16 protein-coding genes are annotated in these 18,840 nt (G+C 74.2%); 12 read left to right on the top strand and 4 right to left on the bottom strand.

All coding sequences use genetic code 11. The annotated features are described in order from the left end of the window. Window positions 1–182: 182 nt before the first annotated feature. The 6 genes from ACIRS1_RS03825 to ACIRS1_RS03850 all read left to right on the top strand — a co-directional run bounded on the left by ACIRS1_RS03825 (window position 183) and on the right by ACIRS1_RS03850 (window position 8,907). Window positions 183–2,795 (top strand): ATP-dependent Clp protease ATP-binding subunit, encoded by a 2,613-nt coding sequence (locus tag ACIRS1_RS03825; protein ID WP_402836877.1) that lies wholly within the window; start codon window positions 183–185, stop codon window positions 2,793–2,795. A 194-nt stretch (window positions 2,796–2,989) separates the two neighbouring features. Next, a complete protein-coding gene (locus ACIRS1_RS03830) occupies window positions 2,990–4,288 on the top strand; it encodes a sensor histidine kinase (protein ID WP_402836571.1) in 1,299 nt (432 codons plus the stop codon). After that, window positions 4,285–4,962: a response regulator transcription factor gene (locus tag ACIRS1_RS03835; protein ID WP_360220474.1), complete on the top strand. Its 678-nt coding sequence runs from the start codon at window positions 4,285–4,287 to the stop codon at window positions 4,960–4,962. Before ACIRS1_RS03830 ends, ACIRS1_RS03835 begins: the two co-directional genes overlap by 4 nt. Window positions 4,963–5,303: 341 nt before the next feature. Then, on the top strand, window positions 5,304–5,582 hold the full coding sequence (locus ACIRS1_RS03840; RefSeq protein ID WP_360220477.1) for an SHOCT domain-containing protein: 279 nt from the start codon (window positions 5,304–5,306) through the stop codon (window positions 5,580–5,582). Next, window positions 5,579–6,334 carry an ABC transporter ATP-binding protein gene (locus tag ACIRS1_RS03845; protein WP_360220480.1) on the top strand — a complete coding sequence of 252 codons (756 nt, stop codon included), beginning with the start codon at window positions 5,579–5,581 and terminating at the stop codon, window positions 6,332–6,334. The genes ACIRS1_RS03840 and ACIRS1_RS03845 overlap by 4 nt, the downstream gene beginning before the upstream one ends. Beyond that, window positions 6,331–8,907, top strand: coding sequence for an FtsX-like permease family protein (locus ACIRS1_RS03850; RefSeq protein WP_402836574.1), 2,577 nt, complete (start codon window positions 6,331–6,333; stop codon window positions 8,905–8,907). The genes ACIRS1_RS03845 and ACIRS1_RS03850 overlap by 4 nt, the downstream gene beginning before the upstream one ends. Before the next feature lie 150 nt (window positions 8,908–9,057). On the opposite strand, the gene ACIRS1_RS03855 is transcribed toward ACIRS1_RS03850, so the two are convergent. From ACIRS1_RS03855 to ACIRS1_RS03865, 3 genes are all read right to left on the bottom strand, one after another. Next, entirely contained in the window at window positions 9,058–9,930 is an 873-nt protein-coding gene (locus tag ACIRS1_RS03855) for a metallophosphoesterase (RefSeq protein ID WP_360220486.1), read from the bottom strand. A gap of 106 nt (window positions 9,931–10,036) precedes the next feature. Continuing rightward, window positions 10,037–10,408, bottom strand: a complete 372-nt coding sequence (locus ACIRS1_RS03860) for a DUF4190 domain-containing protein (RefSeq protein WP_402836576.1) — start codon at window positions 10,406–10,408, stop codon at window positions 10,037–10,039. A gap of 40 nt (window positions 10,409–10,448) precedes the next feature. Beyond that, window positions 10,449–10,604, bottom strand: a complete 156-nt coding sequence (locus ACIRS1_RS03865) for a hypothetical protein (RefSeq protein ID WP_360220492.1) — start codon at window positions 10,602–10,604, stop codon at window positions 10,449–10,451. A 118-nt stretch (window positions 10,605–10,722) separates the two neighbouring features. Here ACIRS1_RS03865 and ACIRS1_RS03870 point away from each other — a divergent pair, with 118 nt between their 5' ends. From ACIRS1_RS03870 to ACIRS1_RS03895, 6 genes are all read left to right on the top strand, one after another. Next, a complete protein-coding gene (locus ACIRS1_RS03870) occupies window positions 10,723–11,352 on the top strand; it encodes a TetR family transcriptional regulator (RefSeq protein WP_402836578.1) in 630 nt (209 codons plus the stop codon). Window positions 11,353–11,483: 131 nt separating this feature from the next. Next, window positions 11,484–12,407, top strand: coding sequence for a serine protease (locus ACIRS1_RS03875; protein ID WP_402836580.1), 924 nt, complete (start codon window positions 11,484–11,486; stop codon window positions 12,405–12,407). Window positions 12,408–12,731: 324 nt separating this feature from the next. Beyond that, window positions 12,732–14,216 (top strand): S28 family serine protease, encoded by a 1,485-nt coding sequence (locus ACIRS1_RS03880; protein ID WP_402836582.1) that lies wholly within the window; start codon window positions 12,732–12,734, stop codon window positions 14,214–14,216. Window positions 14,217–14,439: 223 nt separating this feature from the next. Next, on the top strand, window positions 14,440–15,255 hold the full coding sequence (locus tag ACIRS1_RS03885) for a TetR/AcrR family transcriptional regulator (protein ID WP_402836584.1): 816 nt from the start codon (window positions 14,440–14,442) through the stop codon (window positions 15,253–15,255). Further along, window positions 15,239–16,873 carry an acyl-CoA dehydrogenase family protein gene (locus tag ACIRS1_RS03890; RefSeq protein WP_402836586.1) on the top strand — a complete coding sequence of 545 codons (1,635 nt, stop codon included), beginning with the start codon at window positions 15,239–15,241 and terminating at the stop codon, window positions 16,871–16,873. Before ACIRS1_RS03885 ends, ACIRS1_RS03890 begins: the two co-directional genes overlap by 17 nt. Beyond that, complete coding sequence (locus tag ACIRS1_RS03895) at window positions 16,870–17,748, top strand: amidohydrolase family protein (RefSeq protein WP_402836588.1); 879 nt, start codon at window positions 16,870–16,872, stop codon at window positions 17,746–17,748. Before ACIRS1_RS03890 ends, ACIRS1_RS03895 begins: the two co-directional genes overlap by 4 nt. Before the next feature lie 154 nt (window positions 17,749–17,902). Here ACIRS1_RS03895 and ACIRS1_RS03900 read toward each other — a convergent pair whose 3' ends face one another. Continuing rightward, window positions 17,903–18,745 carry an inositol monophosphatase family protein gene (locus tag ACIRS1_RS03900; RefSeq protein WP_402836590.1) on the bottom strand — a complete coding sequence of 281 codons (843 nt, stop codon included), beginning with the start codon at window positions 18,743–18,745 and terminating at the stop codon, window positions 17,903–17,905. Window positions 18,746–18,840: the final 95 nt, after the last annotated feature.

Here is an 18,840-nt window from a genome sequence, read left to right on the forward strand (position 1 = left end):
CCGAACTCGGCATCGAACCGCTGGTGTTGACCAGTCCGTGGCCGGCGGCCGGGTGGGGGTGCCTGGCGGGTTTGGTGACGGGGTGCGGGGGTGGGACCGGGTGGGTCCGTTCGGGAGGCGGGGTGGTGCGGGCTGTGTTTGTGTGGCTGCAGACCGCTTGGGAGAGGTGAAGTGCCGTGACCATGCCCCCGTTCGGATCGAGCGATCCGTTCTCCGATCTGCTCAGCCGGTTCTTCGGGATGAGTCCGGTGGCCTCCCCGCCCGCCGTGCAGCGGGTGCCGATCGGGCGGCTGCTGAGCGAGTCCTCGCAGGAACTGCTGGCGCTGGCGGCGCAGCGGGCGGCGGAGGACGGGAGCAGCGACCTCGACACGGCGCACCTGGCCTGGGCGGCCACCCGGGCGGAGCCGTCTCGCCGGATGCTGGCGCGGGCGGGGATCGATCCGGACCGGTTGCGCGGTGACCTCGAGCAGTCGCTGCCGTCCGGGAACACGTCCGGGAACACGTCCGGTAACGGGTCGCGGGGGTTGCCCGGGGACGTGTCCGGGGCGGAGGGGCGGCCGGCGCTGACCCCGGCGGCGAAGCGGGCGCTGCTGGCCGCGCACGCCCGGTCGCAGGCGGCCGGGGCCTCGTACATCGGTCCGGAGCACATCCTGGGCGCGCTGCTGGACCAGGAGCGCTCCGGTGCGGGGACGGCGCTGCGCAACGCGGCGCCCTCGCAGGAGGCGCTGAAGACGGTGCTGGACGGGCGCGGGGTGGGTGGCGAGCGCAGCAGCACGGGCGCGCACCCGAGCGAGACCCCGACGCTGGACGAGTACGGCCGGGACCTCACCGAGGCGGCGCGCGCGGGGCGGCTGGACCCGGTGGTGGGGCGGGCCGAGGAGATCGAGCAGACCGTCGAGATCCTCTCCCGGCGGACCAAGAACAACCCGGTGCTGATCGGGGAGCCGGGGGTCGGCAAGACCGCGATCGTGGAGGGGCTGGCGCAGCGGATCGTCTCCGGGGACGTGCCGCAGAGCCTACGCGAGAAGCGGGTGGTCACTCTGGACCTGACCGCCCTGGTGGCCGGGTCCAAGTACCGGGGGGAGTTCGAGGAGCGGCTGAAGAGCGTGATCGACGAGGTCACGGCGGCGGAGAAGAGCGTGATCCTCTTCCTGGACGAGCTGCACACGGTGGTCGGTGCCGGGGGCGGTGGCGACGGCTCGATGGACGCCGGCAACATCCTCAAACCGGCCCTGGCGCGCGGTGAGTTGAGCGTGGTCGGGGCGACGACGCTGGACGAGTACCGCCGGTACGTGGAGAAGGACGCGGCGTTGGAGCGGCGGTTCCAGCCGGTGCTGGTGCCCGAGCCGAGCGTGGAGGAGACCGTCGAGATCCTGCAGGGGCTGCGGGACGCCTACGAGGCGCACCACCAGGTCCGGTTCACCGACGCGGCGCTGGACGCGGCGGCGTCGCTCTCCGACCGGTACGTCAGTGACCGCTTCCTGCCGGACAAGGCGATCGACCTGCTGGACCAGGCGGGTGCGCGGGTGCGGCTGCGCAGCCTGAGCGGGTCGACCGCGGCGACCGGGGTGCAGGACCGGATCACCAAGCTGAAGAGGGAACTGGAGGAGGCCGTCGCGGACGAGGAGTTCGTGCGGGCCGCCAACCTGAAGACGGAGCTGCGGCAGACCGAGGACGAGCTGGCGGCGCTCGGGGAGTCCCGCGAGGAGGTCGTGGAGGTCACCGCGGACGACATCGCCCAGGTGCTGTCGTCCCGGACCGGGATCCCGGTGGCGGAGCTGAACGCGACGGAGCGGGAGCGGCTGCTCAAACTGGAGGAGCACCTGCACGAGCGGGTGGTCGGCCAGCACGAGGCGGTCACGGCGGTGGCCCAGGCGGTGCGCCGCGGTCGGGCCGGGATGGGCGACCCGGAGCGGCCGACGGGCTCGTTCCTCTTCCTCGGGCCGACCGGCGTCGGCAAGACCGAGCTGGCGAAGGCCCTGGCGGCGCTGCTCTTCGGGGACCCGGACCGGATGATCCGCTTCGACATGAGCGAGTTCCAGGAGAAGCACACCGTCTCCCGGCTGGTGGGTTCCCCGCCCGGGTACGTCGGCTACGACGAGGCGGGGCAGCTGACCGAGGCCGTGCGCCGCAAGCCGTACAGCGTGCTGCTCTTCGACGAGGTGGAGAAGGCGCACCCGGACGTCTTCAACCTGCTGCTCCAGGTGCTGGACGACGGGCGGCTGACCGACTCCCAGGGGCGTACGGTCGACTTCCGGAACACCGTGGTGATCATGACCAGCAACATCGGGTCGCAGCGGATCCTCGAGCGCGCCGGCGCGGTGGACGCCCGGAGCGGGGCACCCGACCAGGCGCTGCGGGACGACCTGATGCGCGACCTGCGTCAGCAGTTCAGGCCGGAGTTCCTGAACCGGATCGACGAGGTGATCGTCTTCCACGCGCTCACCCGGAAGGACCTGCTGTCGGTGGTGGACCTGCTGCTGGAGCGCAGCCGGCGCCGGCTCAGGGCGCAGGACGTGCGGCTGGAGGTCACCGAGGCGGCCAAGGAGTGGCTGGTCAACCGTGGTTACCAGCCCGAGTTCGGGGCCCGGCCGCTGCGCCGGACGATCCAGTCGGAGCTGGACAACCGGGTGTCGAACCTGCTGCTGGACGGCACGGTGCGGGAGGGGGACACGTTGATCGCGGACGTGGGCGACGGCGAGCTGGTGGTCACCCTGGCGCGGCCGGAGGCGTCCGCGGACGTCGCGGTGGCGGAGCAGGGAGCGCAGGCGGCGGCCGCCGCGGCGACGGGCTGACCCGGGGGGCCGACGAGCGGGTCGGGCCGCGCGCGGTCAGGCAGGCGGGCCGCTAGGCAGACAAGGGCAGGCAGGCGGGCAGACCGGCAGGCCGGCGGTCCGCGGGCGGGTTCGGGCGTACTCCCGTGGGAGTACGCCCGAACGCCACTGGTGGAGGACGCGTGGGGAGGCGGCGCGGGTCTAGCCTTCCGGGCATGATGCCGCGCACGCCCCCGCCGTCGGAGGACCCCCCGGTCGGGCCGGGGGTACCGGAGCCGCCCGGGCCGCCGCAGTCGCCCGGATCGGCCGGGCCGCCGTCCGAGCCTCCCGGGCCGCCCGAGCCGTGGCGCCCGCCGTGGGTGCGGGCGGCCAAGGCGGGCTGGCCGCTCGGGCTGGCGGCCGCGGCCGCGCTGATCCAGGTGGTCGGGTCGACGTTCGCCGCCCGGAACCAGCCCGGCCGGGTCCCGCTGGACGGGCTGGGCTACTTCCTGCTGCTGGTCGGCCCGGCGCTGCTGGTGCTGCGCTGCCGCCGGCCGGTCGCGGCGGTGCTCGGCACCTCGGTGGTGACGGCGGTCTACCTGGGCGCCGGGTACCCGTACGGGCCGGTGTTCCTGAGCTGGCTGATCGCCTGCTGCGCGGCGATCGGCGCCGGGCACCGCCGGGCGGCCTGGGCGGGTCTGGCCGGTGTGTACCTGGTGCACGTGCTGGTCACCTTCGTGCTCCCGGAGGACTGGCAGCGCACGTCGTCGTCCGGTGTCTCCTGGCAGGAGGAACTCGGCCTGCTGGCCTGGCTGTTGCTGGTCGCGGTGGGCGCCGAGCTGGTCCGGTTCCGGCGGGAGCGGATCGCCGCGCACCAGGCCTACCGGCAGCAGTTGGAGCAGCGCCGGGCGAACGAGGAGCGGCTGAGGATGGCCCGGGAGCTGCACGACATCCTGGCGCACAGCCTGTCGCTGATCAACGTCCAGGCGGGGGTCGCGCTCGCGCTGCTGGACCGCCGGCCGGAGCAGGCCCGCACCGCGCTGGTCACCATCAAGTCGACCAGCAAGGAGGCGCTGGGGGAGGTCCGCCAGGTCCTCGCGACGCTGCGCGGGCCCGGTGCGGCGCCGCGCGGACCGGCGCCCGGGCTGGACCGGCTGGACGAACTCACCGACCAGGCCGACCGGGTGGGCCTGGCCGTCGAGGTGCACGAGGACGGTGACCGGCGGGCGCTGTCCGCCGCCGTCGACCTCACCGCCTTCCGGATCGTCCAGGAGGCGCTGACCAACGTGATCCGGCACTCGGTGGCCCGGCAGGCCGTCGTGGTCCTGGACTGGCGGGATCCGGCGGTGCTGGTGGTCCTGGTCGAGGACCCGGGCCCGGCCGTGCTGGGCGATGCGGGCGGTTCGGGCAGCGGACTGGCGGGGATGCGCGAACGGGCCGGCGCGTTCGGTGGCACCATCACGGCGGGGCCGCTGCCCGGCGGCGGCTTCCGGGTCAGGGCGGAGCTGCCGACACCGAAGGCGGAGAGTGAGTGATTCGGGTACTGCTGGCGGATGACCAACTGCTGGTCCGGGCCGGGTTCCGCGCCCTGCTCGACCTGGAGGACGACCTCACGGTGGTCGGCGAGGCGGACGACGGCGAGGCGGCGGTCCGGCTGGCCCGCGAACTCCTGCCGGACGTCGTGCTGATGGACGTCCGGATGCCGCGGATGGACGGCCTGGAGGCGACCCGGCGGATCGCCGGGGACGAGGCGCTGTCCTCCGTACGGGTGGTCGTGCTGACCACCTTCGAGCTGGACGAGTACGTCTTCGAGGCGCTGCGTTCGGGGGCGGCGGGCTTCCTCGTCAAGGACACCGACCCGGCCGAGCTGCTGCGGGCGATCCGGGTCGCGGTGGCGGGGGACGCGCTGCTGTCGCCGGGGGTGACGCGGCGGCTGATCGGCGAGTTCGCGGCCCGCTCGAAGGGGCCCGGGGCGGCGCCGGCGGGGCTCACGGACGTCTCCGCGCTGACCGAGCGGGAGCGGGAGGTGCTGGCGCTGGTCGGGATGGGGCTGTCCAACGACGAGATCGCCCGGCGGCTGGTGGTGAGCCCGTTGACGGCCAAGACGCACGTGAGCCGGACGATGCTGAAGCTCGGCGCCCGGGACCGGGCGCAACTGGTGGTGCTGGCCTACGAGTCGGGGCTGGTGCGGCCGGGCTGGCTGGGCTGAGCGGCGGCCGGGCCGAGTGGCGGTGGGTCCGAGCGGCGGTAGGGACGCGGGCAGCCGGGCCGATCGGCGGTGAGTCCGAGGGCCGGTGAGTCCGAGGGTCGGTGGGTCCGAGGGTCGGTGGGTCCGAGCGGTGGCAGGGATGAGTGGCGACCGGGCCGAGTGGCGGTGCGCAAGGGCCCGGTACTCCCGGCCCGGCGTGTCGGGAGCCGTCCGTACTCTCCCGGGAGTATCGCAACTGTCGCTGCTGGTAGGACGCGTGATGAGAGGGCTCCGCGGCACGCTCTAGTCACCTCGGGAACCGCCCGGGGTCCTGGAGGCAACCGCCGAGGAGATGAACCGCCATGTACACGCTGCTGGCCGACTGGGACGGTCACGGTCCCGGTCCCTGGATCCTGCTGGTCCCCCTGGTCTGGATCGCCGTGGTGGTCCTGGTGATCACGGTGCTGCGCCGGACGTTCTGGCGGCGCGGCTGCGGGCCCGGGGCCGGGGCGGACCACCCGATGGCCGTCCTGGGCCGCCGCTACGCCGAGGGCGACATCGACGCCGAGGAGTACCGGGCCAAGCGGGCCGTGCTCACCGAGTCGCCGCGCGACCAGTCCCGAGGGGGTGCCGGGAAGTGACGACCCTCGACCTCGTCCGGGGCACCGCCGCCCGGGTCGCCGACGCCGTCAAGGTCTACGGCGTCGGCGGCACCGAGGTCCGTGCGCTGGACCACGTGACGGTGGAGTTCCCGGCCGGGCGCTTCACCGCGATCATGGGGCCCTCCGGCTCGGGCAAGTCCACCCTGATGCACTGCGCGGCCGGGCTGGACACCCTCAGCTCGGGCCGCGCCTGGATCGGCGAGACCGAGCTCGGCCCCCTGAACGACCGGCGGCTCACCCTGCTGCGCCGCGAGCGGGTCGGCTTCGTCTTCCAGGCCTTCAACCTGGTGCCCACGCTCACCGTCCTGGAGAACGTCACCCTGCCGCTCGACCTCGCCGGGGCGGCCCCCGACGAGGACTGGCTGACGGCGCTGATCGACGTCGTCGGCCTCGGAGACCGGCTGCACCACCGGCCCGGCGAGCTCTCCGGCGGCCAGCAGCAGCGGGTCGCAGTGGCCCGGGCACTGGCCGGGCGGCCGCAGGTGGTCTTCGCCGACGAGCCCACCGGCAACCTCGACTCCCGCTCGGGCGGCGAGGTGCTCGGCCTGCTGCGCCGCGCGGTGGACGAGATGGGGCAGTCGGTGGTCATGGTCACCCACGACCCGACGGCCGCCGGCCACGCCGACGAGGCGCTCTTCCTCGCCGACGGGCGGCTGGTGGACCGGATGGAGCGCCCCAGCGCCGCGGCCGTGCTGGACCGGATGAAGGCCTTCGAACGGGGGCGGTCATGACGTCCGCGGTCACCTTCCGGCTCAGCCTGCGCTCACTGCGCGCCCACAAGCGGCGGCTGGCCGGTACCTTCCTGTCCATCCTGCTCGGGGTCAGCTTCCTGACCGGCACCATGGTGCTGGGGGACACCCTCCGGGCCAACTTCGACACCCTCTTCGCCGACGCCAACGCGGGCACCGACGTGGTGGTCCGCAGCGCCGACGTGCTGGACTCCCCGGGCACCGCCGGCGGGGTGCGGGCCCCGGTGGACGCCGCGCTCGCCGACGGGCTGCGCACCGTCCCCGGGGTGGCCGCCGCAGAGCCGTCCGTCCAGGGCGCGGGCCAACTGGTCGGCTCCGACGGCAAGCCGATCGGCGGTCAGGGGCCCCCGACCCTGGCGGGCAACTGGCTCACCGACGGGAGGCTCAACCCGTACCGGCTCGCCGAGGGCCGGGCGCCGGCGGCGCCGGGGGAGGTCGTGGTCAACCGGGGAGCGGCGCGGTCGGGCGGGCTGCACATCGGCTCGACCACCGTGCTGCGCACCCCCGACCCGGTCCCGGTCACCGTCGTCGGTATCGCCACCTTCGGGGCGAGCGCGGACGGCATGGGCCCGAGCACCTTCACCGCCATGACCTTCGCGGACGCCGAGCGCCACCTCACTCCGAAGGGCGCCGGGCAGGCCAGTTCGATCCAGGTCCGCGCGGCGGCCGGGGTCGGCCAGCGGGAGCTGGTCGACCGGATCACCCCGCGGCTCCCGGCGGGCGTCCAGGCCATCACGGGAACGGCGGCCACCCAGGAGAGCACCCAGCTGCTGTCCGGGCGGTTCCTGAGCATGTTCACCACCCTGCTGCTGGTCTTCGCCGGGATCGCGCTGCTGGTCGCCACGTTCACCATCCACAACACCTTCGCCATCGTGGTCGCCCAGCGCACCAGGGAGAACGCGCTGCTGCGGGCGCTCGGCGCGGTGCGCGGCCAGGTGCTCGGCGCGACGCTCGCCGAGGCCTCGGCGGTCGGCCTGCTGGCCTCGCTCGGCGGCCTGCTGGGCGGGATCGGCGTGGCCACCGGCCTCAAGGCACTGTTCTCCACCCTCGGCTTCGCCCTGCCGACCGGCGGCATGGTGATCGGTGCGGCGGCGATCGTGCTCCCGTTGCTGGTCGGGACGCTGGTCGCGGTGGGCTCGGCGTTGCTGCCCGCGGTCCGGGCCGGGCGGACGGCACCGCTGGCGGCGCTGCGGGAGACGGGCGTCGACCGGGCCGGACAGGGGCGTTCCGGCACCGTCCGGGTGCTGGCCGGCGGTCTGCTGCTGGCCGGCGGAGCGCCGGTCGCCGTCCTCGGCGCCACCGACGGCCCGTCGGTGGCCCTGACGGCGGGCGGGGCGCTGGCGGTGCTCGCGGGCGTGGTGGTGCTCGGCCCGGTCGCGGCGGCGTTCGCGGTCCGGACGCTGGGCGCGCCACTGCCCCGGCTGCGCGGGGTCTCCGGCCTGCTGGCCCGGCGCAACGCGGCGCGCAACCCGCGCCGGACGGCGGCGACGGCGAGCGCGCTGATGATCGGGGTCGCGGTGGTGACGCTGTTCACCGTCTTCGGCGCATCGATCAAGGCCACCCTGGACTCCACGGTGAGCAAGTCCTTCGCGGGAGATCTGGCCGTCACCAGCCCCTCGTTCGGGGCCGGCGGCAGCGGGATCAGCCCGAAGGTGGCGGACGCGCTGGCCGGGCTGCCCGAAGTCCGGCAGGCGGTCGGGCTCGGCCGGGGCGTCGCCCGGATCGACGGGCACGGGCGGGCGCTGGACGTCACCGATCCGGCCAGGCTGCCGGGGATCGTCGACCTCGGCCGGGTCGACGGCTCGCTGGACGGGCTCGGCACGGACGGCCTGGCGGTCTCCCGCAGCGAGGCGCGGCAGCACGGCTGGCAGCTCGGACAGCCCGTCACCGTGGGCTTCACCGACGGCAGCAGCGGGCCGTTCACGATCCGCGCACTCTACGAGGGCGGCGGGCTGGCCGGTGACTACCTGGTGACCCGCCAGGCCTGGGCCCCGCACCGGGGGCAGGACGCGGACACCATGGTCGCGGTCGGCCTGCGCGACGGCGTCTCCACCGCCACCGGCAAGGCGGCGGTGGAGAAGGCACTGGTCCCGTTCGGCAGTCCGCAGGTGCAGGACCGCGACGGCTACGCGAAGAGCGCGGCCTCCGGCGTCGACATGATGCTGTCGGTGGTCTACGCGCTGCTGGCGCTGGCGGTGCTGATCGCGCTGCTGGGAATCGCCAACACGCTGACGCTGGCGGTGCACGAGCGGACCAGGGAGCTCGGGTTGCTGCGGGCCGTCGGCCAGACCAGGGCGCAACTGCGCGGCATGGTGCGCTGGGAGTCGGTGCTGGTGGCCGCCTTCGGGACGGTCGGCGGGCTCGGGCTGGGGGCCTTCCTCGGCTGGGCGCTGGTCCGGGCCGCGGACCGCGCGGGGACGAGCTCCTTCGCGATACCGCCGGGGCAGCTCGCCGTGGTGCTGGCGGCCGGGCTGCTCGCCGGCGCGGTGGCCGGCCTCCGCCCGGCGGGGCGGGCGGCACGGCTGGACGTCCTCCGGGCGATCGCCACGGAGTGACGGCAGGGGCCCGGCGGAGAACGGTCGGCGGGCCGAACCAACGACGGAAGGAGGCGGAGGTCGTGAGCGGACGAGGAGAGGGAGCGTGCCCCGTGCCGCCGTACTCCCCGTGCCGCCGTACCCCCCCCCCGGGCCCGGTGCTCCCCGGGCCTACCGCGGGAACACCTCCCGCAGCAGCGGGTCCGGCAGTCCGCGGCGGCGCCACTCCCGCGGGTAGCCGAGCGAGACCTCCTCGAAGGGGACGCCGTCGTAGCTGGTCTTGCGGGGGATGTGCAGGTGGCCGTAGATCATCGCCGCGGTGTTGAAGCGGCGGTGCCAGTCGGCCGTCAGCTCGGTGCCGCACCACTGGGCGAACTCGGGGTACCAGAGGATCTCGGTGGGGTGGCGGACCAGCGGATAGTGGTTGACCAGGACGAGCGGTACGTCCGGGTCACAGGCGGCGAGCCGCTGCTCGGTCAGCCGGACCCGCTCGCGGCACCAGGAGTCGAGGTCGGGGAACGGGTCGGGGTGGAGCATCCGCTCGTCGGCGCAGACGATGCCGCTCTCGTAGGCGGCCGCGAGGGACTCCTCCTTGGTGGTCGTCCCCGGCGCACGGAAGGAGTAGTCGTACAGCAGGAAGAGCGGGGCGATCCGGACCGGGCCGCCCGCGCCCTGCCAGAGCGGGTACGGGTCCTCGGGAGTCACCACGCCGAGGTTCCGGCAGAGTTCGACGAGGTGCTCGTAGCGGGCGACACCGCGGAGCGTCACCGGGTCCTCGGGGTGGGTCCACAGTTCGTGGTTGCCGGGGGCCCAGATCACCCGGGCGAAGCGTTCGGCGAGCAGGCCGAGCGCCCACTCGATGCTGGTGGTCAGCTCGGCGACGTCTCCGGCGACGAGCAGCCAGTCGTCGGGGGAGGTGGGCTGGAGCTTCTCCACCAGGTCCCGGTTCTCCTGGTAGGAGATGTGGAGGTCGCTCACGGCGAGCAGCCGCCCGCCCGCTCCGGTCGGCTCCGTCGACGCGTCGCCGCGGTGTTCGGTCGTCACTCCTGCCCCCTGTGCTCACCCTGCCGATGTCGCCACAGTACGTGGCGGATGGGGGCCGTGGGGCGGGTTGGCGGGATCGCGCGTTCGAGCAGCCGGCATCGGCGGTTCAGCTGCCGAAGTCCATGAGCACACCGTGGGCGGAGACGGTGGTGACGGTCAGGATCGCCAGCGAGGCGATGCCGAGGGCCAGGCCGAGGAGGGCGCGGCCGCGGCGCCGGGTGCCGCGGACCAGGGCCAGCGTGGCGAGGACGATGGCGAGCGGCCCCAGGGCGATGTTGAAGATCAGCAGGCCGGGCAGGCCGAGGAGGAAGGAGGCGACGGCCAGGTTGTCGGCCTCGGCGCCGGCGCGGTCGGTGGCGGTGCCGCGGTGCTCGGTGGCGTGGTCGGTGCCGGCGCTGCGGGCGGCGATGCCGGCGCGGTCGGTGGGGGCGCCGAGGTGCTCGGTGGCGGTGCCGCGGTGTTCGGTGACGGTGCTCATGGCGGTGGCGGGTCCTCTCTGGTGAGTCGGAGCGGCCGGGTCAGCGCTGCCGGAGGCGGGCGATGCCCTCGCGGGCGCCGAAGGCGAGCAGCCAGGCGGCGATGGCGGCCGAGGCGGTGAGGAAGACGGGGAGCGAGGTGTGTGCGGCGGCGCCGATCAGGACGCCCATGGCGACCAGGGCAGAGAACAGGATCATGGCTGGCCCCTCCGGCCGGTGCGGTGTCATCCGAGTTTCGGTTGACAAGTGTTCACTGACTTCGGTGTCACTCTACGCCGACTGGCCAATTTCGGCAAACACTTGTTTACTGAATGGCGTGAGTCACACCGTTGGGGCCAGACAGGCCCAGAAGCAGCAGAGTCGGCGCGCGTTGCTGGACGCGGGTCTGCACCTGCTGGCCGATCAGAACCTCGCCAGCCTCGGCGTGCGCGAGGTCACCCGGGAGGCCGGACTGTCCCCGGCCGCCTTCTACCGGCACTTCCCGGACCTCGCCGCGCTCGGGGTGGCGCTGGTCGAGGAGTCGCTGGCGAGCCTGCACGTGATGATCAGGTCGGTGCTCGCCGAGGCGGGCGGCGCCGAGGAGCTGATCGACCGTGCGGTGGACGTCATCGAGCGGCACGTCATGGATCACCGGGCGCACGTCCGCTTCCTGGCGCGCGAGCGGCACGGCGGGGTCCGGCAGGTGCGCGAGGCGATCGATGCGGAACTCGGGCGGTTCGCCGCCGAGGTGGGGGAGGCGCTGGCGCTCCAGCCGGTCTCGCGCGGGTGGAGCGGGCAGGACCTGGGGATGCTCGCCGAGTTGTACGTGGATCACATGGTGTCGACGGCTTCGGCCCTGCTGGAGGCCGTGGAGGCCGATCCGGCCAGGGCGCAGCGGATCGCCGCCACCGCGCGCCTGCAGCTGCGCCTGATCAGCGTCGGTCGGCGGCACTGGCAGGGGAGTTGACGGCTCCTCTGTCGGGCTGAGGGCGGGAACTGGCCATTGCGGCCGGAGTGACCTCTTGGGGTGGTCTTGACTCTTGACAGTGAGTCATGTCCGCGACAGCTTTGGTGGACCCCCACACCGAGAGGTCTCTCATGAAGAAGCCGCTCATAGGCATGCTCGCCGCGCTCCTGGTCGCCGGGACGACCGCCCTCGCCGGAGCCCTCCCCGCCCAGGCCGCGACCCCGGAGGCCCCCGCCGCCGCCCCCGCCGCCGCCGCCCCCGCCGCCGCCGCCGCGTCCGGGGCGGACGCCGCCGCGGTGGACACCAAGGCCGCCCCCCTCGCCGCCGTGACCTTCGCCGGGACGGTGGCGCTCAGCAACTGCTCCGGCTCGCTGGTCCGGATGCCCGGCTCGGCCGCGAGTGACCCGGCCCTCGTCCTGTCCAACGGGCACTGCCTGGAGTCCGGGATGCCCGGCCCCGGCCAGGTGGTCCTCAACCAGTCCTCCAGTCGGACCTTCACCCTGCTCAGCTCCACCGGCGGCCGGCTCGCGACCCTGCGCGCGACCAAGGTGGTCTACGGGGCGATGACCGACACCGACGTGTCGATCTACCAGTTGAACACCAGCTACTCCTCGATCCAGTCCCGCTACGGGATCGCCCCGCTGACGATCTCGGCCGCCCACCCCACTCAGGGCGCCTCGATCAAGGTCGTCTCCGGGTACTGGAAGAAGATCTACTCCTGCTCGATCGACGGCTTCGCCTACCGGCTGCACGAGGCCGACTGGGTCTTCAAGGACTCGGTGCGCTACACCTCCGGGTGCAACGTGATCGGTGGTACCTCCGGCTCGCCGGTGGTCGACGCGAACACCGGCCAGGTGGTCGCCGTCAACAACACGATCAACGAGAGCGGCGAGTCCTGCACCCTGGACAACCCCTGCGAGGTCGACCAGAGCGGCCGGGTGACGGTGCACCAGGGCATCGGCTACGCCCAGGAGACCTACGGGATCCCCGCCTGCTTCGCCGCCGGCAACCGCTTCGACCTCACCCTGCCCGGCTGCACCCTGCCCCGCCCGTGACCGCCGCCCCGCCCGTGACTGCGACCCCGCCCGTGACCGCCGCCCCGCCCGTGACTGCGACCCCGCCCGTGACCGGTGCGCCGCCCGTCGGCGGAGCCCGGGGCGCGACGAGGACCCCGCCCGCGACCGGCGCTCCGGCGGCCGCGAGCACCCCGCCTGTCACGGGCCCGGGGCGACCCCACTGACCAGCATCCGTTCCCGATGGGCCACCCGCGATCGGCGGGTGGCCCATTCGGCCGTCTACCAGGCGGCCGTCGCACCACCCGCACCGCAGAGTTGTGCCGACAAGGCAGCAGTCATGTCCGTTGACCAGATGGAGAGTTGATGACCACCACAGTGCGAAGGCTGCTGGTTTCCGCCCTGCTGATACCGCTGCTCGCGTTCGGCGGCCTGTCCGCCCCGGCGATGGCCGCCGGTGCGCAGGGCGTCGGGGCGGCCGATGCCGCCGCCGGTCGGAGCCCCGCCGACGACCCGAACGCGGACATCAAGGACCGCCTCGCGGCGATCCCCGGGGTGACCATCACCGAGGAGAAGCCCACCACCACCGGCCACCGGTACTTCCTGGCCACCTACACCCAGCCGATCGACCACGCGCGGCCCTGGCTGGGCACCTTCCAGCAGCGCTTCAGCCTGCTGCACCGCGGGTACGACCGCCCGACCGTCTTCTACACCAACGGCTACACGCTGGGCACCACGCCGTCCCGCACCGAGCCGGCGCGACTGGTGGACGGCAACCAGGTGTCGATCGAGTACCGCTTCTTCACGCCCTCGCGCCCCGAGCCGGCGGACTGGACCAAGGCCGGCATCCGCCAGCAGGCCGCCGACTCGCACCGGCTGGTGACCGCGCTCAAGCGGATCTACCAGCAGGAGTGGATCTCCACCGGCGCCAGCAAGGGCGGCATGTCCTCCACCTACTACCGCCGTTTCTACCCGGACGACATGGCGGGCACGGTCGCGTACGTGGCGCCGAACAACACCGACGTCAACGACTACGCCGCCTACACCCAGTTCTTCCGCACGGTCGGCACCGCGGAGTGCCGGGCGGCGCTGAACGCGGCGCAGCGGGAGCTGCTGGTGCGCCGCGACCGCCTGGAGGCGCGCTACGTGGCGGACAACAAGACCGCGGGCTCGACCTTCAACACCCTGGGCACGCCGGACCGGGCCTACGAGGCGGGTGTCCTCGACGTGGTCTGGGCGTTCTGGCAGTACAGCACCGAGGCGGACTGCGCGAAGGTCCCGGCCGCCGCGACCGCGACCGACGACGAGCTGTACGCCTGGTTCGACGCGCAGTCCGGCATCACCGGCAACAGCGACCAGTCGCTGGCGAAGTACACCGCCTACTACTACCAGGCCGCCACCGAGCTGGGTGCGCCGTTCTTCGACGTCTCGTACCTGAAGGACCAGCTGCACTACGACTACAAGGAGCTCTACTCGGCTCGCTCCTACGTGCCGAAGGAGATCCCGACCACCTTCAACCCGTACGCGATGCGTGACATCGACCGCTGGGTGAAGCACGACGCCGAGCGGATCATGTTCGTCTACGGCGGCAACGACCCGTGGGGCGCCAAGCCGTTCAAGCTCGGCCGGGGCAGCGAGGACAGCTACGTCTACACCGTGCCGGGCGGCAACCACGGCTCCAACATCGGCAAGCTGCCGGCCGCGGAGTCGGCCGAGGCGACCGCCAAGGTGCTGGAGTGGGCCGGTCTGGCCGACCACGACTCGGCCCGCTCGCTCTCCAAGGCGCAGCAGATCCCGCCGTTCGGCCCGCTCGACGAGGAGGGCCAGAAGCTGGAGCGCCGCCCGCTGTAGTCGGGACCGCGCTACCAGGAGGCCACCCCCGCCGGGGTGGCCTCCGTGCGTTCCGGGGCTCCCCCGTGGTCCCGGGGCCGGTGTGTTCCCGGGACTTCCGTGCGTTCCGGAGCCTTCGTGCTTTCCTGGCTCCCGGCCGCGCGCCCCGGGCCGGGCCCGAGGGCGTCGCGCGACGCCGTCCGCCCCCCTTACCGAAGCAGTGAATCGGTGCTTCAATGCTTCCATGGCCTACCGACGCACGCCCGCCGTCCAAGCCCGGCTGGACGCCCAGCGTGAGACGGTGCTCCAGGCCGCCGTCCTGCTCCTCGCCGAGCGCGGGTACGGCGGTTGCACCATGGCCGCCGTGGCGGACCGCGCCGGGATCGCGACCGGGAGCCTCTACCAGCACTTCGCCAACAAGGCCGAGCTGTCGGTGGAGCTGTTCCGGCGGGTGGTGACCCGCGAGATGGACGCCGTCAACGCGGCCGTCGCCGCCCGGGAGACCCCGCAGGACCGGATCGCCGCCGTCGTCGAGACCTTCGCCTCCCGGGCGCTGCGCGCGCCCCGGTTGGCGTACGCACTGCTGGTCGAGCCGGCCGACGCGGTGGTCGACGGCGAGCGCCTGGTGTTCCGGCGGGCGTTCCGGGACGTGATCGCCACCGAGATCGCCACCGCCGTGGCCGACGGCGAACTCCCCGCACAGGACCCGGTGCTGACTGCTGCCGCCCTGGTCGGCGCGGTCGGCGAGGCGCTCGCAGGCCCGCTCTCGGCCGCACCCGGCCGGCGCGGCGCATCCGCCGGGCCCGTACCCGACACCGCCGCCCAGCCCGTACCCGCCGCCGCCGGAGCGCCCCCGGAGCCCGCACCTGCCCAGCTTGCACCCGCCACCGGCGCACCCACCGAGCCCGCACCCGCCACCGGCGCACCCACCGAGCCCGCACCCGCCACCGGCGCACCCACCGACCCCGCACCCGCACCCGGAGCCGCCACCGCGGTGGTTCCCGCCCTGGTCTCCTTCACCCTGCGTGCCCTGGGAGGACGCGATGACAGCGACGCATGAGGTCACCAACCAGGTGCCCCTGCCGTACGGCCACGACACCGCCGCCGACCCGACCCTGCTCGCCGCGCTGCACCGGGCCGGCGCCGGCTGGGCCGAGCCCGAGCTGCGGGAGCTCGGCCGGCTGGCCGGCTCCGAGCAGGCGGCCGAGTGGGGCCGGCTGGCCAACGAGAACCCGCCGGTGCTGCGCACCCACGACCGCTTCGGCCACCGGGTCGACGAGGTCGAGTTCCACCCGGCCTGGCACGAGCTGATGCGCACCGCCGTCTCCCACGGCCTGCACGCCGCGCCCTGGCGGGACGACCGGCTCGGCGCGCACGCGGCCCGCGCCGCGAAGTTCCTCGTCTGGAGCCAGGTCGAGGCCGGCCACACCTGCCCGATCTCGATGACCTACGCCGCCGTCCCGGCGCTGCGCGCGAACCCCGCCCTGGCGGCCGAGTTGGAGCCGCTGCTGGCCGCGACCGAGTACGACTTCGGGCTGCGCGAGCCGCGCACCAAGCGCGGGCTGATCGCCGGCATGTCGATGACGGAGAAGCAGGGCGGCTCGGACGTCCGCACCAACACCACCACCGCGACCCCGCAGGCGGACGGCACCTACCGGCTGACCGGCCACAAGTGGTTCACCTCCGCGCCGATGTCCGACCTCTTCCTGACGCTCGCCCAGGCGCCCGGCGGCCTGAGCTGTTTCGTGCTGCCGCGGGTGCTGCCGGACGGGATCCGCAACCGGCTCCAGCTGATGCGGCTCAAGGACAAGCTGGGCAACAAGTCCAACGCCTCGGCCGAGTTGGAGTACGACGGTGCCGTCGGCTGGCTGGTCGGCGAGGAGGGGCGCGGGGTGCCGACCATCATCGAGATGGTCAACATGACCCGCCTGGACTGCACCACCGGCGCCGCCGCCGGGATGCGCTACGGCGCCACCAGGGCCGTCCACCACGCCCTCCACCGGCGGGCGTTCGGCAAGGCCCTGGTGGACCAGCCGCTGATGCGCAACGTGCTCGCCGACCTGGTGGTGGAGTCCGAGGCGGCGACGGCCGTTGCGATGCGCCTCGCCGAGGCCACCGACCGGGCGCTGGCCGGGGACGGGACGGAATCGCTGGTCCGGCGGCTGGGCCTGGCGGTGGCCAAGTACTGGGTCTGCAAGCGCGGTCCGGCGCACGCCGCCGAGGCGCTGGAGTGCCTGGGCGGCAACGGCTACGTCGAGGAGTCCGGGATGCCGCGGCTGTACCGGGAGGCGCCGCTGGTGTCGATCTGGGAGGGCTCCGGGAACGTGGCCGCCCTGGACGCGCTGCGCGCGATGGCCAGGCGCCCGGAGACCGTGGAGGCCTTCCTGGGCGAGCTCGACGCCGCGGCCGGGGCGGACCGCCGGCTGGACGCCGCCGTCGCCGACCTGCGCAAGCAGTTGTCGGACCCCACCGACCTGGAGTTCCGGACCCGCCGGCTGGTCGAGTCGATGGCGCTGGCCCTGCAGGGCTCGCTGCTGGTGCGCCACGGCAGTGCGGCGGTGGCGGACGCGTTCTGCGCCAGTCGGCTCGGCGGTGACCACGGCGCAGCCTTCGGCACGCTTCCCTCCGGCGTCGACACCACCGCGATCATCGACCGGGCCCGCCCGGTGCCGGCGTGACCGGCACCGAGGCCGCGGACGTCCGGGCGTTCTGGCAGTCGCTGGGCCTGCCCGGGCTGATCGACGTGCACACCCACTTCATGCCGAAGAACGTCATGGACAAGGTGTGGGCGTACTTCGACGCCGCGGGCCCGCTCGTCGACCGCCCGTGGCCGATCACCTACCGGGTGGCCGAGTCCGAACGCGTCGACCGGCTGCGGGAGTTCGGCGTCCGCGCGTTCACGTCGATGCTCTACCCCCACAAGCCCGGCATGGCCGCCTGGCTGAACGCCTGGGCGGCGGACTTCGCCGCCCGCACCCCGGACTGTCTGCACACCGCGACCTTCTTCGCCGAGCCCGAGGCACCCGGCTACGTGGCGCGGGCGCTCGAGGACGGCGCCCGGGTGTTCAAGGCACACCTGCAGGTCGGCGGCTACGACCCGACGGACCGCCGGCTGGACGAGGTCTGGGGGATGCTCGCCGAGAGCGGGACGCCGGTGGTCTGCCACTGCGGATCCGGGCCGGTGGCCGGCAAGTTCACCGGCCCCGGTCCGATCGGGGAGGTGCTGGACCGGCATCCCGGACTGGTCCTGGTGGTCGCCCACCTCGGCATGTCCGAGTACCGCGACTTCCTCGACCTCGCCGAGCGGCACCCCTCCGTCCGGCTGGACACCACCATGGCGTTCACCGACTTCGTCGAGGCCGACGACCCGTTCCCGCGCACCGAACTGCCGCGCCTGCGGGCCCTCCGGGACCGCGTGCTGCTCGGCAGCGACTTCCCCAACATCCCGTACCGGTACGTCCACCAGCTGGAGGCGTTGGCCGGGTTGGGCCTGGGGGAGGAGTGGCTGCGGGCCGTCTGCCACGACAACGCCGCCGCGCTCTTCGGCCTCTGACGCGCCGGCCGGCCGCCCTACTCCGGCCGGCCGCACGTCACCAGACCGCACGTCACCAGACCGCGCGCCGCCCGGCCGTACGCTGCCCGGCCGTACGCCGCCCGGCCGTACGCCGAGTGACCCGCCCCCCCCCGGCCGGCCGCGCACCGCCGGCTCAACGCACCACCCGCAGCACCCCCAGCGCGTCCGCGTGCAGCCCGGGCGCGGCGGCGAGGAAGCTGTCGGACCCGGCCGTCCAGGCCGCACCGGTGGCGTCCGTCACCGTCGCCCCGGCCTCGCTCGCGATCAGTGCTCCGGGCAGCAGGTTGCCGGCGTCCCGGCCGTACTCCCAGAACAGCGCCAGGTGTCCGGAGCCGACCTGCGCCACCTGCAGCGCGGTGGGGCCGAGGTTGCGCACGGCGGGCACCGCGCCGGCCATCGCGGACAGCGACTCGCCCGCCCGGCGCAGCGCCACCGGGTCGGCCGCGACGAACGGCGGCTGGCTGGTGCCGGCGACGGTGGCCGCGAGCTCGCGCGGCAGCGGCGCGATCGCCCGCCCGTCCAGCCGGGCCCCGCCGCCCAGCACCGCCTGGTACGTCCACCCGGCGCCGGGGCCGGTGCCCAGCTCCGGCGCGTGCACCACGGCGAGCACCGCCGCGCCGTCCCGGATCAGCGTCGCCGTGACGGCCCAGTGCGGCTGCCCCAGCAGGTACTGCACCGCGCCGTCCGTCGCGTCGCAGAGCCACCACTCGCCCTCGGCGGGCATCGAGCCGTCCAGTTCCTCCGGCACCCACCCGGCGCGGGGGTGCAGTGCGCTCAGCCGCTCCCGGAGCTCGGCGGCGGCCGGGCCGTCGATCTCGGCGAACCGGGCGCCCGCTTCCTCCCCGGTCGCCGCCGGGGTCGGCGCGGCGGGCCGACGGGCCGCCAGCCCCGCACCGACCAGGCGCACGGCCGCCGTCACCTGCTCCGCCAGCGCCCACAGCTCCGCCGGTACGGTCTCCGCCGACACGGTCCCCATCGCCGCAGCCTCCATCGTCGTCGTCCCTTCCGCCGGGGGCCGGTCGCTCCGGCCTCCCGGGACAAGGAGTACCGTCAGGGCGCTGGAACAGGACG

This window comes from Kitasatospora sp. NPDC101176 (genome assembly GCF_044768035.1).
Classification (GTDB): Bacteria; Actinomycetota; Actinomycetes; order Streptomycetales; family Streptomycetaceae; genus Kitasatospora.